Source organism: Bradyrhizobium sp. 170 (assembly GCF_023101085.1).
In the GTDB taxonomy this organism is placed as follows: Bacteria; Pseudomonadota; Alphaproteobacteria; order Rhizobiales; family Xanthobacteraceae; genus Bradyrhizobium.
Genome location: NZ_CP064703.1, coordinates 426692 through 449513, shown reverse-complemented (window position 1 = coordinate 449513; position 22822 = coordinate 426692). Strand labels below are relative to the sequence as shown.

Here is a 22822-nt window from a genome sequence, read left to right as displayed (position 1 = left end):
GAGGATGAAGCATGATCCGATCGAGCAAGTTCGTCCCGGCTTTCATTTCTGCGCTGCTCTCTCTGGGCGCAGCGACAACAGCAACCGCTCAGCAACCCGGCATCACCGACGCCGAGATCAAGTTCGGCAACATCATGCCGTATAGCGGCCCGGCGTCGGCGCTCAGCGTCACCGGCAAGGCCTTTGCAGCCTATTTCGACCTGATCAACGAGAAGGGCGGCGTCAACGGCCGCAAGCTCAACATGATCTCGCTCGACGACGGTTTTTCGCCACCGAAGACGGTCGAGGCGACGCGCCGACTGGTCGAGAATGACGGCGTCGCGTTCATGTTCGGAACCATGGGCACCGCGCCGAGTTCTGCCACCGCAAAATATCTCAACGGCGCCAAGGTGCCGCATCTGTTCCTGATCAGCTCCGCATCGAAATGGAACGATCCGACCAATCAGCCCTGGCTGATGGCACTGCCCTGGGCGCCCAACTATGTCGAGGAAGCCGGCATCGAGGTGCGCTTCGCCCGCGCCAAAAATCCCAATGCGCGCTTTGCGATCCTTTACCAGAACGACGACGCCGGAAAGGATTATCTGCGCGGCGTCAAGGAAGCGCTCGGGGCGGACGCCGACAAGGTGATCGCCATGGCTGCGAGTTTCGAGGTCGCCGATCCTACGGTGGATTCGCAGATCCTCACGCTCGCCAACACCAAGGCCGACGTCTTCCTGATCTACAGCGTGACGCCGCGTGCGTGTGCGCAAGCGATCCGAAAAGCCTACGAGACCGGCTGGCGTCCAATGCGTTTCATCTCCTCGGGCTGCGCCAACAAGGAAACGGTGATGGTGCCGGCCGGGCTCGAAGCCGCGACCGGCATCATGTCGGTCGGAGCGCTAAAGCCCTATTCGGCTGACTCCACCGACGCGGACCTGGTCGCCTACCGCGATTTCATGAAGGCGCGGCTGCCCAATATCGATCCGGCCAACATGGCGGCGGGATATGGCTACATGGTTGCGCAGGCGCTGGTCGTGGTGCTCACCCAGTGCAAGAACGACCTTAGCCGCGAAAACATCATGGCGCAGGCGGCCAACCTCAAGGGCGTAGCGCTGCCGATGCTGATGCCCGGGGTAAAGCTCAACACGTCGCCGACGGATTACCGTCCGATCAAGGACGGTTATATGGTCGAGTTTCGCGACAACCAGTTCAACGTGATCAGCGAATTGCTGCGCGGCTCCTGAGCGACCCATATCTTGGTGATTGTTGTACGCGATGGTATTCTGCCTCACGCGAGGCATGTTGAAGATCGGCCGAGGAGTTAGGGGAGGGAGCAGCGTGGTGCACCGCACTTTGGCGCAGACCGTCCAATGATAGGCGGTTTTGGACGCATGGGGGCCGGCTTCGGGAAGCTCGGAGCGAGCGGCCCTCGAAAGCACGCGATAGATTCACTCAGCAATGCCACGAGCATAGCGTCAATAACGCTGAACGGTCTGATCATCCCGGAGAGGCGGACGTCGGAAGGGCTTCTGATCAAGTCCTATGCCGCTATCTGGGTTGAGATCGCTCAGCGATTGGGAGAGGACTGGAATCTAGCATTTCAGCTTAACGACCGACAATGGGAGGAAATGCTCGCCGGTGCTATGAGCGCAGAGGGATATGAGGTCACGCTCACGCCGAGGTCGGGCGATCATGGTCGCGATGTGATTGCGGTAAAACATGGAATCGGCTGTATTCGCATTCTTGGATCCATGAAGGCCTATGCGCCAAACCGCCTGGTCGATCGTGCCCATGTGCACGAGATGCTCGGCGTCCTCACCGCTGAGGCGAACGTTAGCAAAGGTATCATAGCAACTACGTCAGACTTTGCGCCGCGTATCGAGGAAGCACCCGGAATCAAGCAGGTGATCCCTCATCGTCTCGAACTAATCAACGGTCTGCGTCTGCAGCGATGGTTGACCGACCTTTCAGAATGAAGCGGGCGAAGATCTCGTAAGGCGGATTAATTCGAAGGCGTAATCCGCAAGCCTGTGCCAACCGCGGCGCGCGTCGTTCTCACCGGAATCTCCACTCAACAACCACACGCGCGAGGAGAATTCAACATGGGGCGCATAATGGCAGACTACATTGACATTGTAGCCGAGGCGCCGAATTACGCCCTCGACTCAATCCGCCCTACGGGTTGGCCCATTGACTATCAAGCTCCGTTATTTTTCTGCTCCCTCTCGGCGAAATGCTTGTAATGAAATTCAACCAATTCTCTATGAGGACGGTTCGATCTAATCGAGGGCAGCGTGATTTCGAGCCTTCCAAGTTTTCCATATTCTGTACCAAGAATACTGCGTGATACGCACGTGAACAATTTGGAGGACTCGTACTTTATGGAAATGAGATGGGCGTCAAACAGCGCATGTATGTCGGCCCGAAGAGCGATACCGTTGTAAGGTGAATTAGTTTGAGGGCCGAGATACCGAAAAATGTGTGCTGCGTGTATTACACAGTCGACCGCCGTGCCGCTAACTGCACAGCGCCGAGACCACGTCGCCATAATGGACGCCCTAAATGCCGTGGCGCCTTCCCGAATTGTTTGTTTTGACATTGCCTTGCGGCGCTCGTCAGGAGGGGCAGTAATGTCAAATGGCAGTTGGGCATCGACGGAGCCTCCATCAAGTTGGCTCAGCAGATTTTCGTGCAACAGTCTGTAACGACTAACCAGGATAGGGAGCGGACGGACAGCGGTTATTTCTCCCGCTGCATCAGTAAGTAATTCAATCTCAGGCTTAGGACGATTAAGCAGAAACTTCATGCAGCCGGCGTCTAGCGATCTGATTTCGCCGTCGATCGTAAAGAACGCGTAGGGAACCGCCCGTCCTAGCCTCAGATACAATCCCACAACAATTTTTTCGAAGACATTTGTTCTATCCGTTTTGCCTTCAACCGTATCCTTGAGCGATTCTGGCCGATAGAACTTCGGCATCCCGCGAGATATCGGATGACTTATTCCGGGGTACTCCGGTATTCGAAATGGCAACGCTTCAATGTTCCGTCCTCTCAGGTTGTGACGTTCCAACATCGACATAGAACTCGCAGCGTTTGCGTCTTTTACTTTCGCTAGTTCGGCAACAAACAATTCTTCTGGATCTGAGGTTTTCCTTCCTAGTCGCTTAGCGAGAACAAAAAAGCCCGGACCTGGCTTGTGTTCGCCGTGCTTATGAACAACGAGAACTGAAAGCATCCCGCGACCGGCTGCATTTTCGTCGACGGAAATTTCGCCGAGTAGCTCGTGCAGTCTTTTGTCGTCGGGTTCGAATTTGATTGCCCTAATTTCCTTAGCAATATCGCTGTAAGTTATGAGTGGATCATTCTGTACTGCTTTGCGTCGCAAAACAGACAGCGCTTCCTCCTTGGCAAATCCCCAAACCTCGTGAGTAAAGCCATGCGGCATGACTACACCGTAATTACCTTCATCATTTTATCCGCCGATATCGTCAATGCTGTTGCCTTGTAACCGCTGCATCACCAAGTTCGAATATCCACCGCCTCCTTAGATGGTAAATCGTCGTTCAAGCAACGCCGTCGCAAGCGGCGTTATGGACCTCAGCGATGCAAGCTTACTTCGGATCAAGCCATGTCCCAACCCTGACAAACATATCCTCAGGGCGTGGTCGCCATCCGACCGCACTGGCGCTCCGACTGATTTCTGTTTTTCCGAAATTTCGTTTGACGACGGACCCAAATCAGCAATATATCGATTTGGTCCCGTCCCGGTATGAGGGGCGTTTCGCGATCGTCACAAACGCGGGATGGGATGCGGTGGACGCGGCAGCGTCGGCGCGCAGCCGAGATCGCAGGGCAAGCTTTCGGCTTGTGAGCGGTTAGGGGCGCGCAGACGAACGAAGCTGCGGCGTACGGCAAAGCCGTGTGGTCCTGGCACCCGTTGCTGGTGTCAAGTTGGCGGAGGCGCGTTGGCCCAACCGGGCTTAAACAACCCTTCAATCCGCCAACGACGGTGACAAGACGAATTCGTCGCCGGGGAGAGCACGATATAAGCCGTAAAACCATTGCGCAGGGAATGTCGGATGCCTCCGCTGAACCTGTATGCTCGTGTGCGCATTTTTTTGCGCCTATTGCACACGAGACCGCGGGTGCAGCGTGCACCCGGCATTCCCTGCGCCCTCTGTTTGGAGGGTAAGGAAATTCGATAGCAAGCCTCGGGCAAATCAGGCCGCGAGATCGTGAAGTCGTGTCATTCCCCGGCTGTCATGCCCCGCGAAGGCGGGGCATCCAGTATTCCAGAGAAAGCGATTTTAATCGATGGGCCGCGGCGTACTGGATACCCGCCTTCGCGGGTATGACAACTGTGTGTGGGCGGGCACCAGAGGACAACTAATGCCGTGGAGGCCCCACCAATCCCTACCCCAGCCACTCCACGCAAGACAGCGTCCCCATATGACCGCTCATTTGCTAGACAGAATGCCATCAAGCAAAACAAGCGGCGCAAGACCGCTGGACGTGGAGGAAGCATGTCGTCGGTACGCCATTACGACTGGATCGCGCATTTCGGCCGTCGCACGCCGGACAAGATCGCGGCCATCGACCTCGCCAGCAACCGCCGGCTTTCCTACGCGCAGTTCGACGCACGCATCTCACGTCTTGCCACGCATCTGCGCGACACGCTCAAGGTCGTGCGCGGCGACCGCGTCGCGGTGCTGGCGCTGAACACATCAGATACGCTGGAGGTGCAGTTCGCCTGTGGCCGGATCGGCGCGGTGTTCCTGCCATTGAACACGCGGCTCACGGTTCCCGAACTGCAGTTCATCGTCGGCGATTCCTCGCCGGAGGTAATGATCCACGACACTGATCTCGCCGAAGTCGCGCTGTCGGTCGCGAAGCTCTGCAACGTTTCCTCGGCGCTGCTGCTCGGACCGGCCGGCTCCTATGAGGCGGCAATCGCAGCCTCGAAGCCACTCGAGCGCTTTGAAGACGTCACCCACGATGACATCTCGACCATCATGTACACCTCGGGCACGACCGGCCTGCCCAAGGGCGCGATCATCACCCATGGCATGACGTTCTGGAATTGCGTCAACCTCGGCGGCCCTGCCTACGTCTCGCCGTCGACGGTGTTACTCACCGTGCTGCCGCTGTTCCATACCGGCGGGCTCAATTGCTACACCAATCCGGTGCTGCATGCCGGCGGCACTGTGTTGATCATGCGCGCGTTCGATCCCGGCCTGGCGCTGCAACTGATCAGCGACCCATCCTACGGCATTACCCAATTCTTTGGCGTGCCCGCGATCTACCAGTTCATGGCGCAGCATCCTTCGTTCGCGACATCAGATTTCAGCCGCCTCGTGATCGGCGGCGTCGGCGGCGCGCCGATGCCGGTACCGCTCCTGAAAGTGTGGGAAGAGCGCGGCGTCGCCCTGCAGCAGGGTTATGGCATGACCGAGACGTCTCCGGCCGTGCTGGCGCTCGACCGCGAGGACGCCGCGCGCAAGGCCGGCTCGTCCGGCAAGCCGGTGCTGCATACGGAAGTGCGGATCGTCCGCCCCGACGGAACCGACGCGGATGTCGGCGAACTCGGCGAACTCTGGGTCAAGGGGCCGAACGTCACGCCGGGCTACTGGAACAGGCCGGAGGCCAACGCGTCGTCATTCACCGACGGCTGGCTGCACACCGGCGATGCCACGCGCGTCGACGAAGAAGGGTTCTACTACATCGTCGACCGCTGGAAGGACATGTACATCTCGGGCGGCGAGAACGTCTATCCAGCCGAAGTCGAGAGCGTGCTGCATCAACTGACGGCTATCGCCGAAGCTGCCGTGATCGGTATCCCGAACGAGCAATGGGGTGAAGTCGGCATGGCGATCGTGGCCATCAAGCCCGGCCATACGCTGACACCAGCGGAAATTCACGCGCATTGCGCGGCCAATCTGGCGCGGTTCAAATGTCCGCGGCTGATCGAATTCGTCGATGCGCTTCCGCGGAATGCGACGGGCAAGATTCACAAGCCGACATTGCGAAAGAATTTCAGCGCGCCGAAGCCGACCGACAAAGCGGCCATTGCTTCATGATCGTGCGCCGGCATACGACAAACGAAAAGCCCGCCGGTTCATCACCGGCGGGCTCTTGTATCAGAAGCCAATTAGAGGATCCCAGTACATCCGTGGAAATCCAAAATCGGCAACCTTTAATCGACGCGAAGATTCTCGGCGCTGGTCTTGCCGCGCATCGGGTCCTTCTTCGCTTCGAACGAGATCTTCTGACCTTCATTGAGCGAGCTCAGACCCGCACGTTCGACGGCGCTGATGTGGACGAAAACGTCGGTGCTGCCATCATCCGGCTGAATGAAGCCAAAACCCTTTGTCGCGTTGAACCACTTAACTGTTCCGGTAGCCATGTAACTATCTCCAAGATGCGCGAAAGCGCTTTTGCCTGCACGACCTCCGCGCAGGCTTGATCCGATTTCAACGATGTCTTGGGGAGTGGAGCCGGTTCGGCGCGGTCAACAAGGCAGAGCGATAATTCGAATAAGAGCCATATAGTCTGTTTCGCCGGGAATGCAAGGCCGGTGGGCCTTATCCCGGCAGGAACATCGCAAATGGCTCATCCGTCGTCCGCCGCAAATGCTGGCGATACTGCGCGTAGTTGGGGTCATCGGCCGACACCCTGCCAAAGGTCGGATTGGCGACCATCTTGATCGGCAGATAGGCGATCGGCGCCGCGATCGGCGTCAACAGCGAGCCGCGGCCCGCGAGCAGCGTCGTGATGATGCCGTACATCTCGCCCGAAATCGCCAGCCGCGCCACCGTGATCAGGCGGTGCTGGCCGTGCCGGTTGGTGACGAGATAGATGTGGCCGGATTGATTGGGCACCGCCACTTCGCCGAACTGGGTGAAGGCCGCGTCCTGCCGTTCGCTCTCGTGAAATACGAGGGAAGACGCCGCATTGTCCCATGATATCTCGGTGCGGTAGGCGAAAATTGCGTCCTTGTCGCCGAACGACGGACGCACCGTGACATAGGTTCCCTCGATCCAGGCGACCGCACGGCGCGAGTAGGCGCCCAACCCGTCGGGCGCGACGTCGCCGTTCCCATTGAACGCGGCAGGCGCCGGTGCGTCGGGCGTCTTGCGCAGGGAAACACCGAGCGCCTGCTCGAGCCGCACGGTCGTGGCAAGCGTGAACGGGCGGCGGCCGCCGAGCACCTTCTCCAATGTCGAAAGGCTGAGCTTGGCCTGCTCGGCCAGCGCTTGCCGCGAAATACGGCGGCGCGCTATTTCCTCGCGGATCTGATCTGCCACCTGCCGGCTCTGCTCGGCGGAAAGCTGCTTGTCCGGCGCTGGCATCGTTACCCCTGGTTTCGCGGGGCCAGTCTAGCAGACGCACAATCCATCACAAACCCGCACAAAACCGTCCCGGCCGTGGCGGGGCGCGGTGGCGGGCGACCGAACAAGGCCGATCATTCCGCTCGCCCCAAATCAGTGATTTCCGCACCCTCACACCACGGCGAAATCGCCGTTCGGGAGTGAGCGACATGACGACATGCGACGAAATTGAGGCCGATAAATGCAGCGACCAGCCCGGCCTGACAAGGCTGGTGCTGTTCTTTGTGATGCAAGGCGTTGCCGTAATCCTGGTCGGGTTTGCGGCATTATTCTTGAGCTTTGAGCCGGCCTGGTCGGCCGAACGTCTGTCGGCGGCCTTTCTCAAGCCAGGCGACGCACTCTCCGGCTCGTTGCTCCTGAAGAACGAAGAAGGCTATGCCGACGCGACGCGGCTCGGCATCGATGTCGATCTCACCGTATCGGGCCCCACGGTCCGCGCCCGCGTCACGCAGATCTTCCGCAACCCGACGAAGGACTGGGTCGAGGCCGTCTATGTCTATCCGCTGCCGTCGGGCGGCGCGGTCGATACGCTGAAGATGGTGATCGGCGATCGCGTCGTGGTCGGCGACATCAAGGAGCGGCAGCAGGCAAGGATCATCTACGAACAGGCCAGGCAAAATGGACAGAAGGCGGCGCTGACCGAACAGGAGCGGCCGAACATCTTCACCAACTCGGTCGACAATATCGGCCCCGGCGAAACCGTGCTGGTGCAGATCGAGTATCAGGAGCCTGTCGCACAATCCGGCAACGAGTTCTCGCTGCGGGTGCCGATGGTGGTCGCGCCGCGCTACAATCCCGTGCCGGTCGTACAGAGCGTCGACTTGCGGCCCGATAGCGGCGGCTGGGGTTCGGCCAAATCCGATCCCGTACCGGATCGCGACCGCATCTCGCCCGAAGTGCTCGACCCCGCGACCAACGCGCCGGTCAATCCGACCCGCATCACCGTGCGGCTGCAGGCCGGCTTCCCGCTTGGCGAGATCAAGAGCCATCATCATGCGATCAAGACCGAAAAACCCGACGCGAACACGAGCATTCTGCGCCTTGCCGAAGGCCCGGTGCCGGCGGATCGCGATTTCGAGCTGACCTGGAAGCCGGTGGCCGAGAAGGCGCCCTCGGTAGGATTGTTCCGCGAACGCGTCGGTGATTCCGATTACCTGCTGGCCTTCGTGACGCCGCCGTCGGTCGAGCAGGCCCGGCAAAAGCCGCTGCCGCGCGAGGTGATCTTCGTGATCGACAATTCCGGCTCGATGGGCGGTGTCTCGATCATCCAGGCCAAGGCGAGCCTCATCTATGCTCTCGGCCGCCTGCAGCCGAACGACCGCTTCAACGTGATCCGCTTCGATCACACCATGGATGTCCTGTTCCCGTCAGCCGTGCCGGCCGACCAGGAGCATATCGGCCGAGCCACCTCGTTTGTCGACGCGCTGCAGGCCAATGGCGGCACCGAGATGGTGCCGGCGATGCGCGCGGCCCTGTCCGACAATGCCGGCGATGCCAACTACGTCCGGCAGATCGTCTTCCTGACCGACGGCGCCATCGGCAACGAGCAGCAATTGTTCGAAACCATCAACGCACTGCGCGGCCGCTCGCGCATCTTCATGGTCGGCATCGGCTCGGCGCCGAATACCTACCTGATGACGCGCGCCGCCGAACTCGGCCGCGGTACCTTCACCCATATCGGTTCGGTCGAGCAGGTCGAGGACCGTATGCGCGGGCTCTTCTCCAAGCTGGAAAATCCAGCGGTGACCAATCTCACCGCGACGTTCTCCGATGCCGCGGCCGATATCACGCCGGCGGCAATCCCTGACGTCTACCGCGACGAGCCGCTGGTTCTGGCTGCAAAACTCGACAAGCTTGCGGGCTCGGTCGAGATCAAGGGCCGCATCGGTGATCGCCCCTGGGTCGTCACCCTTCCGCTGGCCAATGCGGCCGAAGGCAAGGGCCTGTCCAAACTCTGGGCGCGACGCAAGATCGCGGATGCGGAGGTTGCGCGCACCACGCGGCAGGCGAACCCGGAAGATGCCGACAAGACCATTCTGGCGCTGGCGCTCGAGCATCAGCTCGTCACGCGGCTGACCAGCCTGGTTGCGGTCGACAAGACTCCGAGCAGTCCGGAAGGCGAGCCACTCAAGGTCTCGGAACTGCCGATCAACCTGCCGGCCGGTTGGGACTTTGAGAAGGTCTTCGGCGAGCGCCCGCGCGTTCCGGCAACGCCGACGGAACGGCGCGCGGAGACCGACGCGCGGGTTCAGGTCGCTGCGCTGAAGCGGGCACAGCCTGTCGTCACCCAGGCGCCCAACACGGTCACGCTGCCGAGGACGGCAACCGACGCCGAACTGAAGATGATTGCGGGTGTGATCCTGCTCACGGTCAGCCTGATCCTGTTGGTGTTCACTCGACGTCAGATGTCACTACGTTGACGTCGACTGAAAGAGGAGGCCTCCCCAACCTCCTCTTTCCAGAGCGCGCGCGGCTCCACCCGTCCCCCAAGGCCGCGCGCGCCGCTTTTTCTTCGCGATCGTCATTGCGAGCGAAGCGAAGCAATCCACCCTATCTTCGCGCGGCACGATGGATTGCTTCGCTTCGCTCGCAATGACGGAAAACAGAAAGATGCCGCGCTTCGTCCTTCCCCTGCTTCTCGCCCTCGCCGGCCTGATCCTGCTCGGCCAAGGAGCCTACATCCACGCCAAGGCACTGGTTGCGCAGGTGCTGCTGGAACGAGCCTTTGAAAAAACCATCGCCACCGGGCGCGAGACAAAACCCTGGTCATGGGCCGACACATGGCCGGTCGCCCGCATCGAAGTGAAGCGGCTCCACGCCCGCGCGATCGTGCTCGCAGGCAGTAGCGGGCAGGCACTCGCCTTCGGCCCGGGTCATGTCGAAAGCACGCCCGACGCCGGCGAACGCGGCGTCGCCGTCTATTCCGCGCATCGCGATACGCATTTCGCCTTCCTGAAGAACGTTATCGTCGGTGACGAGATCAACGTGATGCGAAGCGACGGCAAACAATTCCATTACCGGGTGGATGCCACCTCGGTCGTGCGCTTCGATGCCTCCGGCATCGATCCGCTCGCAGACGGGCATGAACTGGTGCTGTCGACTTGCTGGCCGTTCGACGCGCTGACGCAGGGGCCCGAGCGCTATCTTGTGCACGCCACGATGACCAGGGACGCGCCGGGTTCACGCTGAATTCTCCGCGAGCCGGGATATCGTGCGCGGCGCGAATGGTGCTGCGCGCGCCGCGCGTGTTGCCACACTCGCCAAGTCTCAATAAAAAGGTCTCAATCATAAGAAGATCATGGCGCGGCGTTCGTCCTCGATCGCCACGGCCAAAGAAAACAACAGAGTCAAGGGATATCCATGGACGCTCAGGCAAGCACCGCATCGCACACGATCGAAAAATGGTCGCCTTCGCCTGACGCCAGCGACATCGTCAAGAGCATCCATGCGATGCTGCACCCGCGCAACATCGTGCTGGTCGGCGCCACCGACAAGCCCGGCAATTATGCCGAGCGCATCTGGAACAATCTGATCAAGTACAAGTACGAAGGCGGGTTGTTTCCGGTCAACGCCAAGCGCGAGACGATCTGGGGCGTGCCCTGCTACAAGGATTTTGCGAGCCTCCCCGAAAAGCCCGACCACGTGCTGGTGCTGGTGCCGGCGCGTTTTGCCGTGCAGGTGATCCGCGATGCCGCAGCGGCCGGCGCGCGCTCCGCTACCATCGTTACTTCGGGCTTCAGCGAGTTGCAGGACGAGGAAAGCCAGCGGCTGGCGCTCGAACTGAAGGAAGCGGTGCGCGAAACCGGCCTCGCCGTCACCGGCCCGAATTGCCTCGGCAACTTAAGCGCGGGCGAAAAGCTGTTCACCAATATCGACGACCGCATCGTCACCATGGAAGCAGGCCCGGTGGCGATTGCCGGGCAATCCGGCGCGATCGTGATGGCGATCCGCCAGACGCTGGAAGATCGCGGCGTCGGCGTCGGTTACATGGTCACGACCGGCAATGAGACCGGCCTCGAAACGCCCGACCTGATGGCCTATTTCGCGGCCGATCCCTCGATCCGCGTCATCGTGGTCTATCTCGAAGGTGTCCGGAACACGAAGGTTTTTCGCGAGGCATGCAAGGCTGCGCGCGCCGCCGGCAAGCCGGTGATCGCGCTCAAGCTCGGCGCTTCCGAGGGCGGCCGCGCCGCCGCGATGGCGCATACCGGCGCGCTTGCCGGCTCGATCGAAACATTTGACGCGATCTCGACGCGCGAAGGCGTGATCCGCGTGCGCGGGCTCGACGAGCTGATCGAGACCACCGAATGTTTCGTCCATGCCGAGCCGCCGAAGAGCAACCGGCTCGCCGCGGTTTCACTATCGGGCGGCAAGCGTGGCCTCCTGATTGACGCGTTCTATTCGGCCGGCCTGAACTTCGCCCCGCTCAGCCCGAATGCGACCGAGCAACTGGCAAAGATGCTCGGTCCCGGCAGCATCGTCGGCAATCCCCTCGATGCCGGTTTTGCCGCGGTCGTGGACCCCTCGGTCTACATGAACTCGATCAAGATCATGATCGACGATCCCGACACCGACATCGTCATCATCGACGCTGAACTGCCGAAGGCGCCGCATGAATTGCGCGAACGCAATTTGCGTATCGTCAACGAAATGGCAGGCGCCGCCTCCAAGCCCGTGGTCTACATCAGCGCGATGTCGATCGGATTTACCGAATTCACCAAGGCCTTGCGCAAGTCGCTGCCGAACATCGCGGTCATGCAGGGCCTCGACCGCGCGGTCGGCGCGATCAAGTCGCTGATTGAGTATTCTTCCCTGCGCAAGGAAGTGCCAGACATCGTCTCGAGTTCGAAGGCTTCGGCACGCGCGGTGCTCGAGAAGGCACTCAAGGCCGCCAATGGCGCCGCCGCGCTGGACGAGGTCGCCTCGAAGAAGCTGCTCAAGGCCTACGGTATTCCCGTTTCAAAGGAAGAAATCGCGCAGACCGCCGCAGAGGCAGTGAAAATTGCCAAGAAGATCGGCTTTCCCGTCGTGGCCAAAGTGGTCAGCGCCGACATCCTGCACAAGTCCGATATCGGCGGCGTGGTGCTGAACCTCAACAGCGCAGCCGAGGTGAAGAAGGCATTCAACGACATCACGGCGCGGGTGAAGAAGATCAGGAGCAAGCCGAAGCTCGAAGGCATTCTGATCGCGCAGCAGGTCAAGGCCGACCTCGAGCTCGTGGTCGGGGCCTCGCTCGACGCCGAGATGGGGCCGGTGGTGCTGTTCGGCACCGGCGGCGTCGATATCGAACTGATGAAGGACGTCGCGCTGGCCGGCGCCCCGCTGGACGAGGCCGAGGCGAAGCAGCTGATCGCCAAGACCAAGGCCGGCGTGAAGATGAAGGGCTATCGCGGCAAGCCGGCGCTGCACGAGCCTTCCGCCGTGAAGGCGCTGGTCGGCCTCTCCAATCTGATGGCCGATGCCGGCAACCGCATCGCGTCGATCGACGTCAATCCATTCCTGATCAACAGCAAGGTCGGCGTCGCCGTTGACGGCCTGATCGTGCTCAACAACGATGCCGCGAACAAGGCGGCGGGGCATTAGCCACGGAAGCCGTAGGGTGGGCAAAGCGTAGCGTGCCCACCATCACGGGCAGAGTGCTTGATGGTGGGCACGGCGCAAGCGCGCCTTTGCCCACCCTACGGCACCGAGCAAGCTACAATCCCGCGCCCCATTTCTGCGCGGTCTGCACAATCCAGTCCCGATAAAGCGTAAGCGGCGTAACACCGGTCATGCCGCCGCAGCCAGCACTTCCGTTCGGTCCGGTCGACCAGCTCACCACACCGACGATCATGGGGCCGCCTTGCTTGTCCTCGAAAACAGGCGCGCCGGAATCTCCTGTGCAGGCGCCAAGCCCGTCACGCGTGCCCTGCCCGACGGGATCGACAAGCCGAATCTGCAACGTGCCGGGCTTGCCCGTCGCGACCAGACCGGCGACGCGGATAGCGCCTCCGCTCTTGCCGTCGCCGCGCACAGCTACGCCGATACCGGCGATGGTAAATCGGCTTCCGACGACGGTGGGAATGTTGGGCATCCCGAGCGCAGCCGCTGTCTTTCCCCTGGCGGGCGCTGCCAATTGCAGCAGCGCCACATCGGCCGTCGCGCGATGCCCCTGCATGGCCTGCATGTTGAAACCGGGATGAATGGCGATGGTTTTGACGTCCTGCAGCGACGGCTGCCTGTCCGAGCCATATTCGACGATCTTGTAATCCGCGCCGGGCTGCACGCAATGCGCCGCGGTCAGCACCAGTTTCGGCGCAATCACGGCTCCGGTGCAGAAATTGCCGCGCGAACCGACGATGGTGACGACCGAGCGGCCGACACCTTCGGTCGACGGCGCGCCGCCACCCACGATGGCGTGCGCGGGAACGGATAGCAGCAGGGCAAGGCTGGCGATCATTTGGAGCAGAATTTTCATCGGCGCAGCAACAGCCCGGATCACAAATTTGAGAGGTCGGAATCTTCCGCGATCATTCCATCGAACGTCCTGGAATTGCTCTCGCAACGTAAACCCCCTCCGCAAGTTTGGATTTCTGCAACTTCGATTGCACAATCGCAGCACATCGACAATATGTCTCACCTCCATCAGCGCGGCAGACGGCCAATCTTCGAACACGTGCGACGCGACTCGCACTGATGCGGATTTTAGGCGCGCCACAATTTCGTTGTATCAAAACTCAACCTTAAGTATATCTAAGATTATTTTAGTTACTGGCGTCGTGGGCCGGATTGGTTTTCTGGGCGCCATGTTCTTGGTGCAAGCGTGTCATGAAGCTCGTAGTCGTCACGCCTATTAGGCTGTTCGGCGAGGGTCTTGCCTCCTGCTTCTCGCACTGCGCGGACATTTCCTTACAAGCGACCGTCAGCGATCTAATCCGCCTGCGGCAATGCCTCCAGACCATGGAGGTGGATATTGTCTTGATCGACGTTACGCAGAGCATTGATCTTGATGAGGTTCGCGCGATTGCTTCCGAGCGTACCGACATCGCCCTGGTCGCGCTCGGTCTCCGCGAAGAACGGGGAGATGTGGTCCGCTGCGGCCGGGCGGGATTCAGCGGCTATGTGGACAGAAATGCTTCCATCGAGGGGCTCTGCCAGGCCCTTTCCGACGCTTCCTCCGGGCGACTGGCATGCAGCGCCGAGATATCCGGTGGGCTGCTGCGCGCGTTGTTTGGCATCGAACGTCGCGCCCATCCGAAGGAACTCGACGAAGCGCTAACCCGGCGCGAGGGAGAGGTGCTCCAATTGATCGGACAAGGCCTGTCGAACAAGGAGATTGCGCGCCATCTGCGCTTGAGCCTCGCGACGGTAAAGCACCACGTCCACCACATTCTTCAGAAGCTCAAGCTGCCGCGCCGCGCCCAGGCGATGCGTCGCGTGCGCGAGACGCCGTGGATTGCATCTTCTGCGCCGTCGTTGGTCCGGCATCAGGATTTCGACTAGCCGGTTCCATAATCGACCTCATACACGAGAACTGGACGAACAGGGTCATCCCGCTACCGTCTCGGCATCAGGCGGTTGCCGGACTTTCGCAATCGAATGATCGATACCACTGTGAGAGCCGCGCTTGCCCCCGACGGTCGTCGGCACATGTCACCACTCGCACCGTGCAGCACAATCAATCTTTGATGTCATTAGGATTTTTCGTGTCGGCTCGCAGGTCGCGACCGTCCACACCGCAGACGAAACGCGGCAACACCCGATCGCCGAGATCGATTCCTTGCTACACCCTTCGATCTACACCGTGACGCCAACCGATGGACCTTCGGGTTTAGCGGCTCACGATCGCCGTCCTCGATCCTTTTTGGCCCGACGGGAAGAATGGAATCAGGTGTCATCTTCCGGGATAAACACCGTAACGCGTGAACCTGTCGATTACTTTGGGTCCGTTTGCGGCGTGAGCGGTTTGCAGTTTTTCGATTGCTGAGATTGCTCGCGCAGCTCCGATACGAACTTGGCCTCTCGGCGCTTTCTTGAAAGGCCGCGTCGTCGGACTCAGAGATCGGTTGAGCTCACGCCAGTCACACGAATTTTCGTCGGAAGGCCGACCAGCCGCAGCGAAGCTGCGCCGGCGCCGCTGGGATGCGACCATGAATCCTGTAACGGATATCTCTGGCCTGTCCGCACTGTGGCAACAGGCCTCGGGCGGTGATCCGGAAATCAGGATTGCGGTCATCGACGGGCCCGTCGATCTCAACCACCCCGCGCTGAGTCAGGCGCGCGTCACCGCCGGTGAGCAATTCGTTGCCCCCTCCTCCGTCGTCATGTCCGAACATGGGACACACGTCACGAGTGTGATTGCGGGCGCACCTACCAGCGGCGTATGCGGCATCGCCCCGAACTGCACGACGACGGTCTTTTCCATCTACCGGGAAAATGCCGAGGGCGGACTGGAGCCGTCATCCCAGGCCACACTCGCGATGGCAATCAACCAGGCCTTGGCCGAGGGTGCAGACGTCATCAACATCAGCAGTGGCCAGCATACTCCGACCGGACAGGCCGATCGCATCCTCAGCGATGCGGTTCGGGCCTGCTCGAGCGCCGGAAAACTCATCGTGGCTGCAGCCGGCAATGACGGCTGCCGGTGCGTGCAGGTACCCGGCAGTTTGGCGTCCGTGCTCGCCGTCGGCGCTTGCGACCAGGCGGGCAATCCGTTGCCGTTCAGCAATTTCGGTGACCCATATCTCGTCAACGGCATTTTGGCTCCGGGTGAGAATGTTCTCGGCGCATCGCCGATCCGGCAGGTCGCGGAGCGATCCGGGACCAGCTTTGCGGCGCCGATCGTGACCGGGATTGTCGCTCTCCTGCTTTCCTGTCTCCGCAAAGCCGGACGCGATGCCGATCCGCAAGCGGTCCGTGCCGCACTTCTGGCCAGCGCGGCACCTTGCAATGCGGGAAGCGCCGGCAGCCCTCGCTGTCTCGCCGGGCGACTCGATATTTCCGGCGCCGTCGCAGCATTGCTTGGCGAGAGACACGACCAGATTACCGGCGCATCGCCGTCGAGCGTCGCCGCCGGAAAGACCCGTCGCCTCATTGAGGTCTCGGAAATCGCACGCTCCTCCGTCCAACCACAATCCGCCGCTCGATCAACCGCAACCAGAGAGGGTTCCATGGGAGAAATAGCAGTCGCCTCCACGTCTTCCGCACCGCGCATTCTTGGCCCCGACGGCTCGGTGGTCAGGAGCAGCGCCGGGCTCATGCCCAGCGAAGTCCAGTCCAGCCCGCCGGTAGCGGCTATGCCGCCATCCGCGGAATACGGCGCCGGCGCACCACCCGCGCCGGCTACCGCCCCGCAGTTCTACGCGCCGTCGGCAAGTAACGACGTTGTCTGGGTACCCATGGCGATGTCGGGCGGAGCCGCCTCGCACAGCTGGGCGCCGGCCCAGGTACCCGCAATGATGCCGAGCTCGGTTCCGGTACCCGCGATGCTGCCGTCCGCACCCGCGCGCTATGAGCCCACGCCATCCGCCCGGACAAGCGAGACCGGTTGCAGCTGCGGCGTGCGCCCGTCGGAAGCTCCGGGGACCGATCGGGGACAGATGGCTTTCCCGATCGGAAGAATTTTTTACGATTTCGGCAAGGAAGCACGCCTCGACTACTTCGTTCAGGCGATCGCCAATTGGCGTGACGGTCTCACTGGACGAGGCGATCCGATCTTCGGACCGGATCGAGACCGGTCGGGAGACACCGCAGCTCCCTACAATCCGGCAATCATGGCTCGCTACCTCTTGAACCAGGCCGAAGGAGAAATGAGCACGCCAGCCGGCCAGGGCAGCAATTTTCCGGATGCAGACGCCATAAACTGGACGCTGACCATCGATTCGATACCGATCTATGTCATCAAGCCGCTCGACGTCTTTGGTTTGGGATTCTTTGCAGCACTGATCCTGGCGCTATGGCATCAGGAAGTGTCGCATGAGGATCCGGCCCACTACCGAATGGGCGCAACGGACGCCGCGGCGGCTCCCCCTGCTCCACGCGACGCGTTCCCGCCTCGCGGCGGTGTTGCTCGCGTTTCGATGGCTGGATGGGTTGACAGCACGAACACAACAAGGCTGCTCAACGGCACCATCGTTCCCACGCTCGTCACCGACTGGCGCGGATTCTACCAATGGGATCTGTACTCGTTGTTTGGCCCGGAACCGGACGAGTGGCCTGCCGGCGCCGAGGGATTCCTGGAACGCATCTACAACGAATTCCGAAACGTCGGCATTTCCCCGCAAGATCGCGCGCTCAATTACTCGGCGATGAACGCGTACAATACCAAGAAGATCTTCTCGGACGTCGCAAGCAAAGAGATGCGGCTGGATACGGTCGAAATCGACCGGAGCGTCATCTGCCGTCCCGATTCCGACTGCTGGGACGTCACGTACCGGTTCTTCAACCCGACGCAGGTTCTGACCCAGGCCCGTGAAGTCTATCAATACACAATCGACGTGAGCGACGTCGTGCCGGTGGCAGTCGGACCGCTGCGGCAATGGCAGATCTATTGAGGCGATTGTTCCTCCCGGTTCGGAGGAGAGCAGAACGTGGCGCGCAACTGCGCCACGTGGTCCAGGGAACAGCAAATCTCTGGGCGACGTCCGTCGATGGTTGTTCTGGTTGGCGCTGACTTCCGGCAGCAACCGTCAACTCAACCCTAGAACAAGGAGCTGAATATGTACGCGAGGAATGATCTGGAGACCTTCAGAACCGTGCGCAGCCCGATCCAGTGTGAGGGCATCGAGCGCGGTCCGAAGCGAATTGCTGAAGTGGCCACCAGCGGATCGGTCAACCCGCAAGGCTGGGAGGACATCCTCGGCGGAGCAGTCAAGGCACTGCCCGGCGTTCTGGGCGCGTTTGGCATCTGATCGACACCCGGGGCCCGACTCGGTCGGGCCCCACCCTGCATCGGGAGGTCAACATGGCGCAAGAGTCGACTGCCGAAAACTCTCCGCAGCACAACGGCAACAAGATCGTCCAGCCGGCGGGCAAGATCGTAGTTTCATCGGTCGTTACGCATGAATCGCTGATCGACGCGATCAAGAAGAGAAATCCAATCATCGCGAGCCGCACCGAAGCGGAACGCTGACACGTCATCATCCCAGTCAAGGAGCTTCATCCAATGGCAACACCTCCCCGGAAACCTGGTGGCGGCAAAGCTGGCGGTCCGCCGCCAGCCGCCCATCGCCCGCAAGCAGCCGGTCGACCGCCAGCCGCCGAGCCTCCGCCAGCCGCCGATCGTCCGGTCAAGCTGCAACCCGTGGACGCATCGCGTCCGGAGATTGCGACTTATACCGCCCAGACGTCGTCGACCTACACGATCCCTCCGCAGGGTCCCGGCGCTCCAACCCGGCTTCGGTATGATGGCGGGCCGGCGTCGGAAGAACGGCTCAATACGGCGATGAAGGCATTGCTCGATCCAGTGGCGCGAACAAGTTCCAGCCGGGTCTATTCGGGACAAGCCCGCAACTGGCGCCGTTGAGACGCGTGGACCGCAAGCTACGGGATGACATATGAGCAACGGCCGGCATCCTCCCCACCTCAGCCCCCTGACGCGCGCGATGTGCTCATTCGCGGGCATCGGGGCGCTTCTTTTCATGACGGCTGGCACGGTGCAATGGTTGGGTGCATGGGTCTTCCTTTTCGAGATCAGCATTGGCGGCTTCGTCACCGAATCGTGGCTGGCAAGGCGCGATCCCGATCTTCTGGCCGAACGGCGTTCGACGCGCGGGCAGGTCGGCTGGGACAGGATACTCACGACGATCATTCCGCTGCTTTGGCTCGGCTGGCTTCCCCTGATGGCGCTCGATGCCGCACGGTTTCAATGGTCGGCGGTCCCTGGCTGGCTGCAATGCCTCGGTGCAATAATTCTCGCCGCGTCGTTTTTCCTCGTTCACCTCACCTATCGGGAGAACAGCTACGCCGCACCCGTTGTGAAGATCCAGCGCGAACGGGGCCACACGGCGATCACGACCGGCCCCTACGAGTATGTCCGGCATCCGATCTACGCGAGCGGGCTTCTTTCCTGTCTCGGCACGCCATTGTTACTGGGGTCCTGGTATGGCCTTGCCATCGTGCCGGTCATGGCAGCCCTGCTTGCCTTTCGTGCCGTCATGGAGGAGCGAATGCTCAAGGCCGAGCTTGACGGCTATCTCGAATATGCTGCCCGTGTCCGTTACCGCCTTCTGCCCATGGTCTGGTAGGCCGGCCCGATCTCCCGTAGATGACGGCGTCGAGGGGCTCCCCGGTGGCTTGCAGCAGTCCTGAGAATGCCAATAATGGGAACGTGCGTTCTCCCTGTTACCGGCGATGTGTCCAGGTCACGAGGCGAAGCCGTCCACTTCGCATTGGCAGGGCATGATGATCGAGGCAGTGATCTGGGATTTCGGCGGCGTGCTGACCACCTCGCCGTTCGAGGCGTTTACGCGGTATGAGACCGAGCGCGGGCTGCCCGCCGACATCATCCGCCGCACCAACGCCGCCAACCATCTGGAAAACGCGTGGGCCAAGTTCGAGCGCGCCGAGGTCGACATCGAGGCCTTCGACGAATTGTTCGCAGCCGAATCGCTGGCACTGGGCGCGGCGGTGCGCGGCAAGGACGTGCTGCCGCTGTTGTCGGGCGATCTGCGGCCCGAAATGGTCGAGGCGCTCAAGCGCGTGAAGGCAAAGTTCAAGACCGGCTGCATCACCAACAACCTGCCCGCCAACGCCATCGGCAGCCACAGCGGCCGCAAGCTCTATGTCGCCGAAGTGATGGCGCTGTTCGATCATGTCATCGAGTCGGCGAAAATCGGCCTGCGGAAACCCGACCCGCGCATCTACCGGATGATGGTCGAGACGTTGAACGTCGATCCCAAAAACTGCATCTATCTCGACGACCTCGGCGTCAACCTGAAGCCGGCGCGCGAGATGGGCATGACCACGATCAAGGTGGTCAACGCGGCGCAGGCCATCACCGAGCTGGAAGCCGCGACCGGGCTGGCATTGCGCTAGGCGGAAAATGGCGGAAAACTGCGGTCTCCCATGAGCAAACGGCGCTTGTCCTTTGCCGGGAACGCAGGCAGAACACTCTGAAATCTATCGAAATTCGGAGTTGAAACCCGTGGCTGAAAACCGGCCGTCGGCCTCGATCGAGGCAGTGGAAAGCGGTCTTGCGGCGCAAGGCTATATTGCGAGCCGCCAGATCGCGACCGCGGTCTATCTGGCGCAGCAGATCGAAAAACCCATCCTGGTCGAAGGCCCCGCCGGCGTCGGCAAAACGGAACTTGCGAAAGCGATCGCCGCATGGCGCGGCCTGAAGATGATCCGCCTGCAATGCTATGAGGGGCTCGACGAGGCCAAGGCGCTGTACGAGTGGAAATACGCCAAGCAGCTTCTCTACACCCAGATCCTGAAGGACAAGCTCGGCGAAGTGCTCGGCGGCGCGCCGACACTCGAGGCCGCACTGAATCAGCTTCATGATTTCGGCGACGTGTTCTTCTCCAAGGAATTCGTCGAGCCGCGGCCGCTGCTGCAGGCACTGGAGCAGCCGGCGGGCTGCGTGCTGCTGATCGACGAAATCGACAAATCGGATGCGGAGTTCGAGTCGCTATTGCTGGAAATCCTCTCCGACTTCCAGGTCACGATTCCGGAACTCGGCACCGTTGTCGCGGTTGCGCCACCGACCGTGATCCTGACCTCGAACAGCGAGCGTGATCTCGGCGATGCGCTGAAGCGGCGCTGCCTGCATCTGCATATCGGCTTCCCCGAGCAGAGACTGGAAGAGCGGATCGTCGAGAGCCGGGTGCCCGGCATTTCGCAGACGCTGCGCAAGCAGATGGTGAGCTTCATCCACGAGGTTCGCACGCTCGATCTCAAGAAGCTGCCGTCGGTCAGCGAAACCATAGACTGGGCGCGTGTGCTGGTGCTGCTGCAGGCGCCGGAGCTTGGCCATGAAGTGGTCAAGGATACGCTGAACGTTCTCCTGAAGTACGAAGCGGACATCGAGGCCACCATGCCTCAGGTCTCCACCTTCATCGCCAAGGCCTCGCGTCAGAACGTCTTCGGATAGACAAGGGATGAGAGAGAACCTGCATCGCTTCTTTCGTGCGGCGCGGGGCGCAGGCGTCAGGCTCTCGCCGGCCGAAAGCATCGACGCGATGCGGGCCGTCTCCAAGGTCGGCTTTGCCGACCGGACGGTCCTGCGCGATACCTTCCTCTTGACGCTGGCCAAGACGCAGGATGAGAAGAAGGCGCTTGGCGACTGTTTTGATCTGTTCTTCGATCAGCCGGAGCCGCAATCTCCACCTGAAGACAGCAAGGCCAACGAAGAGGACCAATCGGGGTCCAGTCCCTCATCCGATTCGTCTGATGACGCCAGCGGCGGCGGCGAGCAGGCCGAGGGGCTTGGCCAGCTCGCCCAGATGCTGCTGGCGCAGGATCGCAACCAGATTTCGGCAGCCATTGCCAATGCCGCGAGCGCGGCCTCGCTGTCCGACATCCGCTATTTCACGCAACGCGGTATCTTCTCAGGCCGCATCCTCGACCGGATGGGCATCGAGCGCCTGCGCGACGATCTCGACAATCTCGCCGCGACCAACCCTGCCCTGGCGGAGCGGCTGACCAATGCGCTGGACGGGCTGCGCGGAACGGTCCGCGACACCGTCTCGCAGGCGCTGATGCTGTACGGGCGCGAGGAAGCGGAAAACCTCCGCAATGAGATTTTGCGCAACGCGCCGCTGTCGCGGATCGAGCCGCGGCAGGTCGAGCAGATGCGGCACCTGATCCGCCAGATCGCCCGGCGCCTGCGCGAGCGCTACTCCAAGCCGCGCAAGCGCCAACGTCGCGGCCATCTCGACGTGCGCCGCACTATCCGCCGCAACGCCGCCTGGGGCGGCGTGCCGTTCCTCACCGCCTGGAAGCGCCGGCACCGCGACAAGCCGAAGATCGTCGCAATCTGCGACGTCTCCGGTTCGGTGGCGCGGGTTTCGGATTTCTTCCTGCTGCTGATCCACAGCCTGCACGAGGTCGTGGACGACGTCCGCTCGTTTGCGTTCTCCGGACACCTGATCGAGGTCAGCGACATCCTGGAATCGAAATCGCCGGAAGAGGCGATGGCCGAGATCATGTCCAAGGCAGGCTTCGGCTCGTCCGACTACGGCAACTCCTTTTCCGATTTCGAGCACGGCTGGATGAGCGCGATCACGCCGCAAACCACCGTGATCGTGCTTGGCGACGCCCGCAGCAACAATCTCGATCCCCGTGCCGACATCCTTCGCCGCATCGCCGAGCGATCGAAGCGGGTGGTCTGGCTCAATCCGGAGGGCCGCATGGCCTGGGGCTGGGGCGATTCCGAAATGCCGCGCTATTCGACCTTCTGCACCGTGGTTCGCCAATGCGCCACCGCCAAGCAGCTCGAACGCGCGGTGTCGGATATCGTGGCGAGCTATCAGTAA

Annotated in this window: 19 protein-coding genes; 15 read left to right on the top strand and 4 right to left on the bottom strand. The window is 61.4% G+C overall.

From position 1 onward, the window contains the following. The first annotated feature begins 11 nt into the window (after positions 1-11). The gene (locus IVB05_RS02080) at positions 12-1223 is read left to right on the top strand and encodes an ABC transporter substrate-binding protein (protein WP_247782791.1); all 1212 of its coding nucleotides are present in this window, start codon (positions 12-14) and stop codon (positions 1221-1223) included. A 126-nt stretch (positions 1224-1349) separates the two neighbouring features. Further along, a complete protein-coding gene (locus IVB05_RS02075) occupies positions 1350-1955 on the top strand; it encodes a restriction endonuclease (RefSeq protein ID WP_247782790.1) in 606 nt (201 codons plus the stop codon). Between the two features lie 221 nt (positions 1956-2176). Here IVB05_RS02075 and IVB05_RS02070 read toward each other — a convergent pair whose 3' ends face one another. Further along, a complete protein-coding gene (locus IVB05_RS02070) occupies positions 2177-3424 on the bottom strand; it encodes an HNH endonuclease (RefSeq protein WP_247782789.1) in 1248 nt (415 codons plus the stop codon). A gap of 1078 nt (positions 3425-4502) precedes the next feature. Between IVB05_RS02070 and IVB05_RS02065 the strand changes: the two genes are divergently transcribed. Further along, positions 4503-6056 (top strand): long-chain fatty acid--CoA ligase, encoded by a 1554-nt coding sequence (locus tag IVB05_RS02065; RefSeq protein WP_247782788.1) that lies wholly within the window; start codon positions 4503-4505, stop codon positions 6054-6056. 116 nt (positions 6057-6172) lie between these two features. Here IVB05_RS02065 and IVB05_RS02060 read toward each other — a convergent pair whose 3' ends face one another. Together IVB05_RS02060 and IVB05_RS02055 are read right to left on the bottom strand one after the other, a co-directional pair. Then, entirely contained in the window at positions 6173-6382 is a 210-nt protein-coding gene (locus IVB05_RS02060) for a cold-shock protein (protein WP_057841312.1), read from the bottom strand. A 178-nt stretch (positions 6383-6560) separates the two neighbouring features. After that, a complete protein-coding gene (locus IVB05_RS02055; protein ID WP_247782787.1) occupies positions 6561-7328 on the bottom strand; it encodes a helix-turn-helix transcriptional regulator in 768 nt (255 codons plus the stop codon). 188 nt (positions 7329-7516) lie between these two features. On the opposite strand from IVB05_RS02055, the gene IVB05_RS02050 reads away from it, so the two are divergent. The 3 genes from IVB05_RS02050 (at position 7517) to IVB05_RS02040 (ending at position 12950) form a co-directional block, all read left to right on the top strand. Then, complete coding sequence (locus IVB05_RS02050; RefSeq protein ID WP_247782786.1) at positions 7517-9787, top strand: marine proteobacterial sortase target protein; 2271 nt, start codon at positions 7517-7519, stop codon at positions 9785-9787. 190 nt (positions 9788-9977) lie between these two features. Further along, positions 9978-10556, top strand: coding sequence for a class GN sortase (locus IVB05_RS02045; protein WP_247782785.1), 579 nt, complete (start codon positions 9978-9980; stop codon positions 10554-10556). 171 nt (positions 10557-10727) lie between these two features. After that, entirely contained in the window at positions 10728-12950 is a 2223-nt protein-coding gene (locus IVB05_RS02040) for an acetate--CoA ligase family protein (protein WP_247782784.1), read from the top strand. Between the two features lie 112 nt (positions 12951-13062). Here the strand turns inward: IVB05_RS02040 and IVB05_RS02035 are convergent, their stop codons facing one another. After that, on the bottom strand, positions 13063-13824 hold the full coding sequence (locus IVB05_RS02035; RefSeq protein WP_247782783.1) for a trypsin-like serine protease: 762 nt from the start codon (positions 13822-13824) through the stop codon (positions 13063-13065). A 350-nt stretch (positions 13825-14174) separates the two neighbouring features. Here IVB05_RS02035 and IVB05_RS02030 point away from each other — a divergent pair, with 350 nt between their 5' ends. The 9 genes from IVB05_RS02030 to IVB05_RS01990 all read left to right on the top strand — a co-directional run bounded on the left by IVB05_RS02030 (position 14175) and on the right by IVB05_RS01990 (position 22822). Next, positions 14175-14849: a response regulator transcription factor gene (locus IVB05_RS02030; protein WP_247782782.1), complete on the top strand. Its 675-nt coding sequence runs from the start codon at positions 14175-14177 to the stop codon at positions 14847-14849. A 647-nt stretch (positions 14850-15496) separates the two neighbouring features. Continuing rightward, positions 15497-17899 (top strand): S8 family serine peptidase, encoded by a 2403-nt coding sequence (locus tag IVB05_RS02025; protein WP_247782781.1) that lies wholly within the window; start codon positions 15497-15499, stop codon positions 17897-17899. Positions 17900-18064: 165 nt separating this feature from the next. Then, positions 18065-18256 (top strand): hypothetical protein, encoded by a 192-nt coding sequence (locus tag IVB05_RS02020; RefSeq protein ID WP_108522866.1) that lies wholly within the window; start codon positions 18065-18067, stop codon positions 18254-18256. Between the two features lie 53 nt (positions 18257-18309). Continuing rightward, the gene (locus tag IVB05_RS02015) at positions 18310-18477 is read left to right on the top strand and encodes a hypothetical protein (RefSeq protein WP_247782780.1); all 168 of its coding nucleotides are present in this window, start codon (positions 18310-18312) and stop codon (positions 18475-18477) included. A gap of 33 nt (positions 18478-18510) precedes the next feature. Next, positions 18511-18870, top strand: a complete 360-nt coding sequence (locus IVB05_RS02010; RefSeq protein WP_247782779.1) for a hypothetical protein — start codon at positions 18511-18513, stop codon at positions 18868-18870. A gap of 115 nt (positions 18871-18985) precedes the next feature. Beyond that, positions 18986-19591 carry an isoprenylcysteine carboxylmethyltransferase family protein gene (locus IVB05_RS02005; RefSeq protein ID WP_247782778.1) on the top strand — a complete coding sequence of 202 codons (606 nt, stop codon included), beginning with the start codon at positions 18986-18988 and terminating at the stop codon, positions 19589-19591. A gap of 154 nt (positions 19592-19745) precedes the next feature. Next, positions 19746-20381 (top strand): HAD-IA family hydrolase, encoded by a 636-nt coding sequence (locus tag IVB05_RS02000; RefSeq protein ID WP_247782777.1) that lies wholly within the window; start codon positions 19746-19748, stop codon positions 20379-20381. A gap of 109 nt (positions 20382-20490) precedes the next feature. Then, positions 20491-21438, top strand: a complete 948-nt coding sequence (locus IVB05_RS01995) for a MoxR family ATPase (RefSeq protein ID WP_247782776.1) — start codon at positions 20491-20493, stop codon at positions 21436-21438. A 7-nt stretch (positions 21439-21445) separates the two neighbouring features. Beyond that, positions 21446-22822, top strand: a complete 1377-nt coding sequence (locus tag IVB05_RS01990) for a VWA domain-containing protein (protein WP_247782775.1) — start codon at positions 21446-21448, stop codon at positions 22820-22822.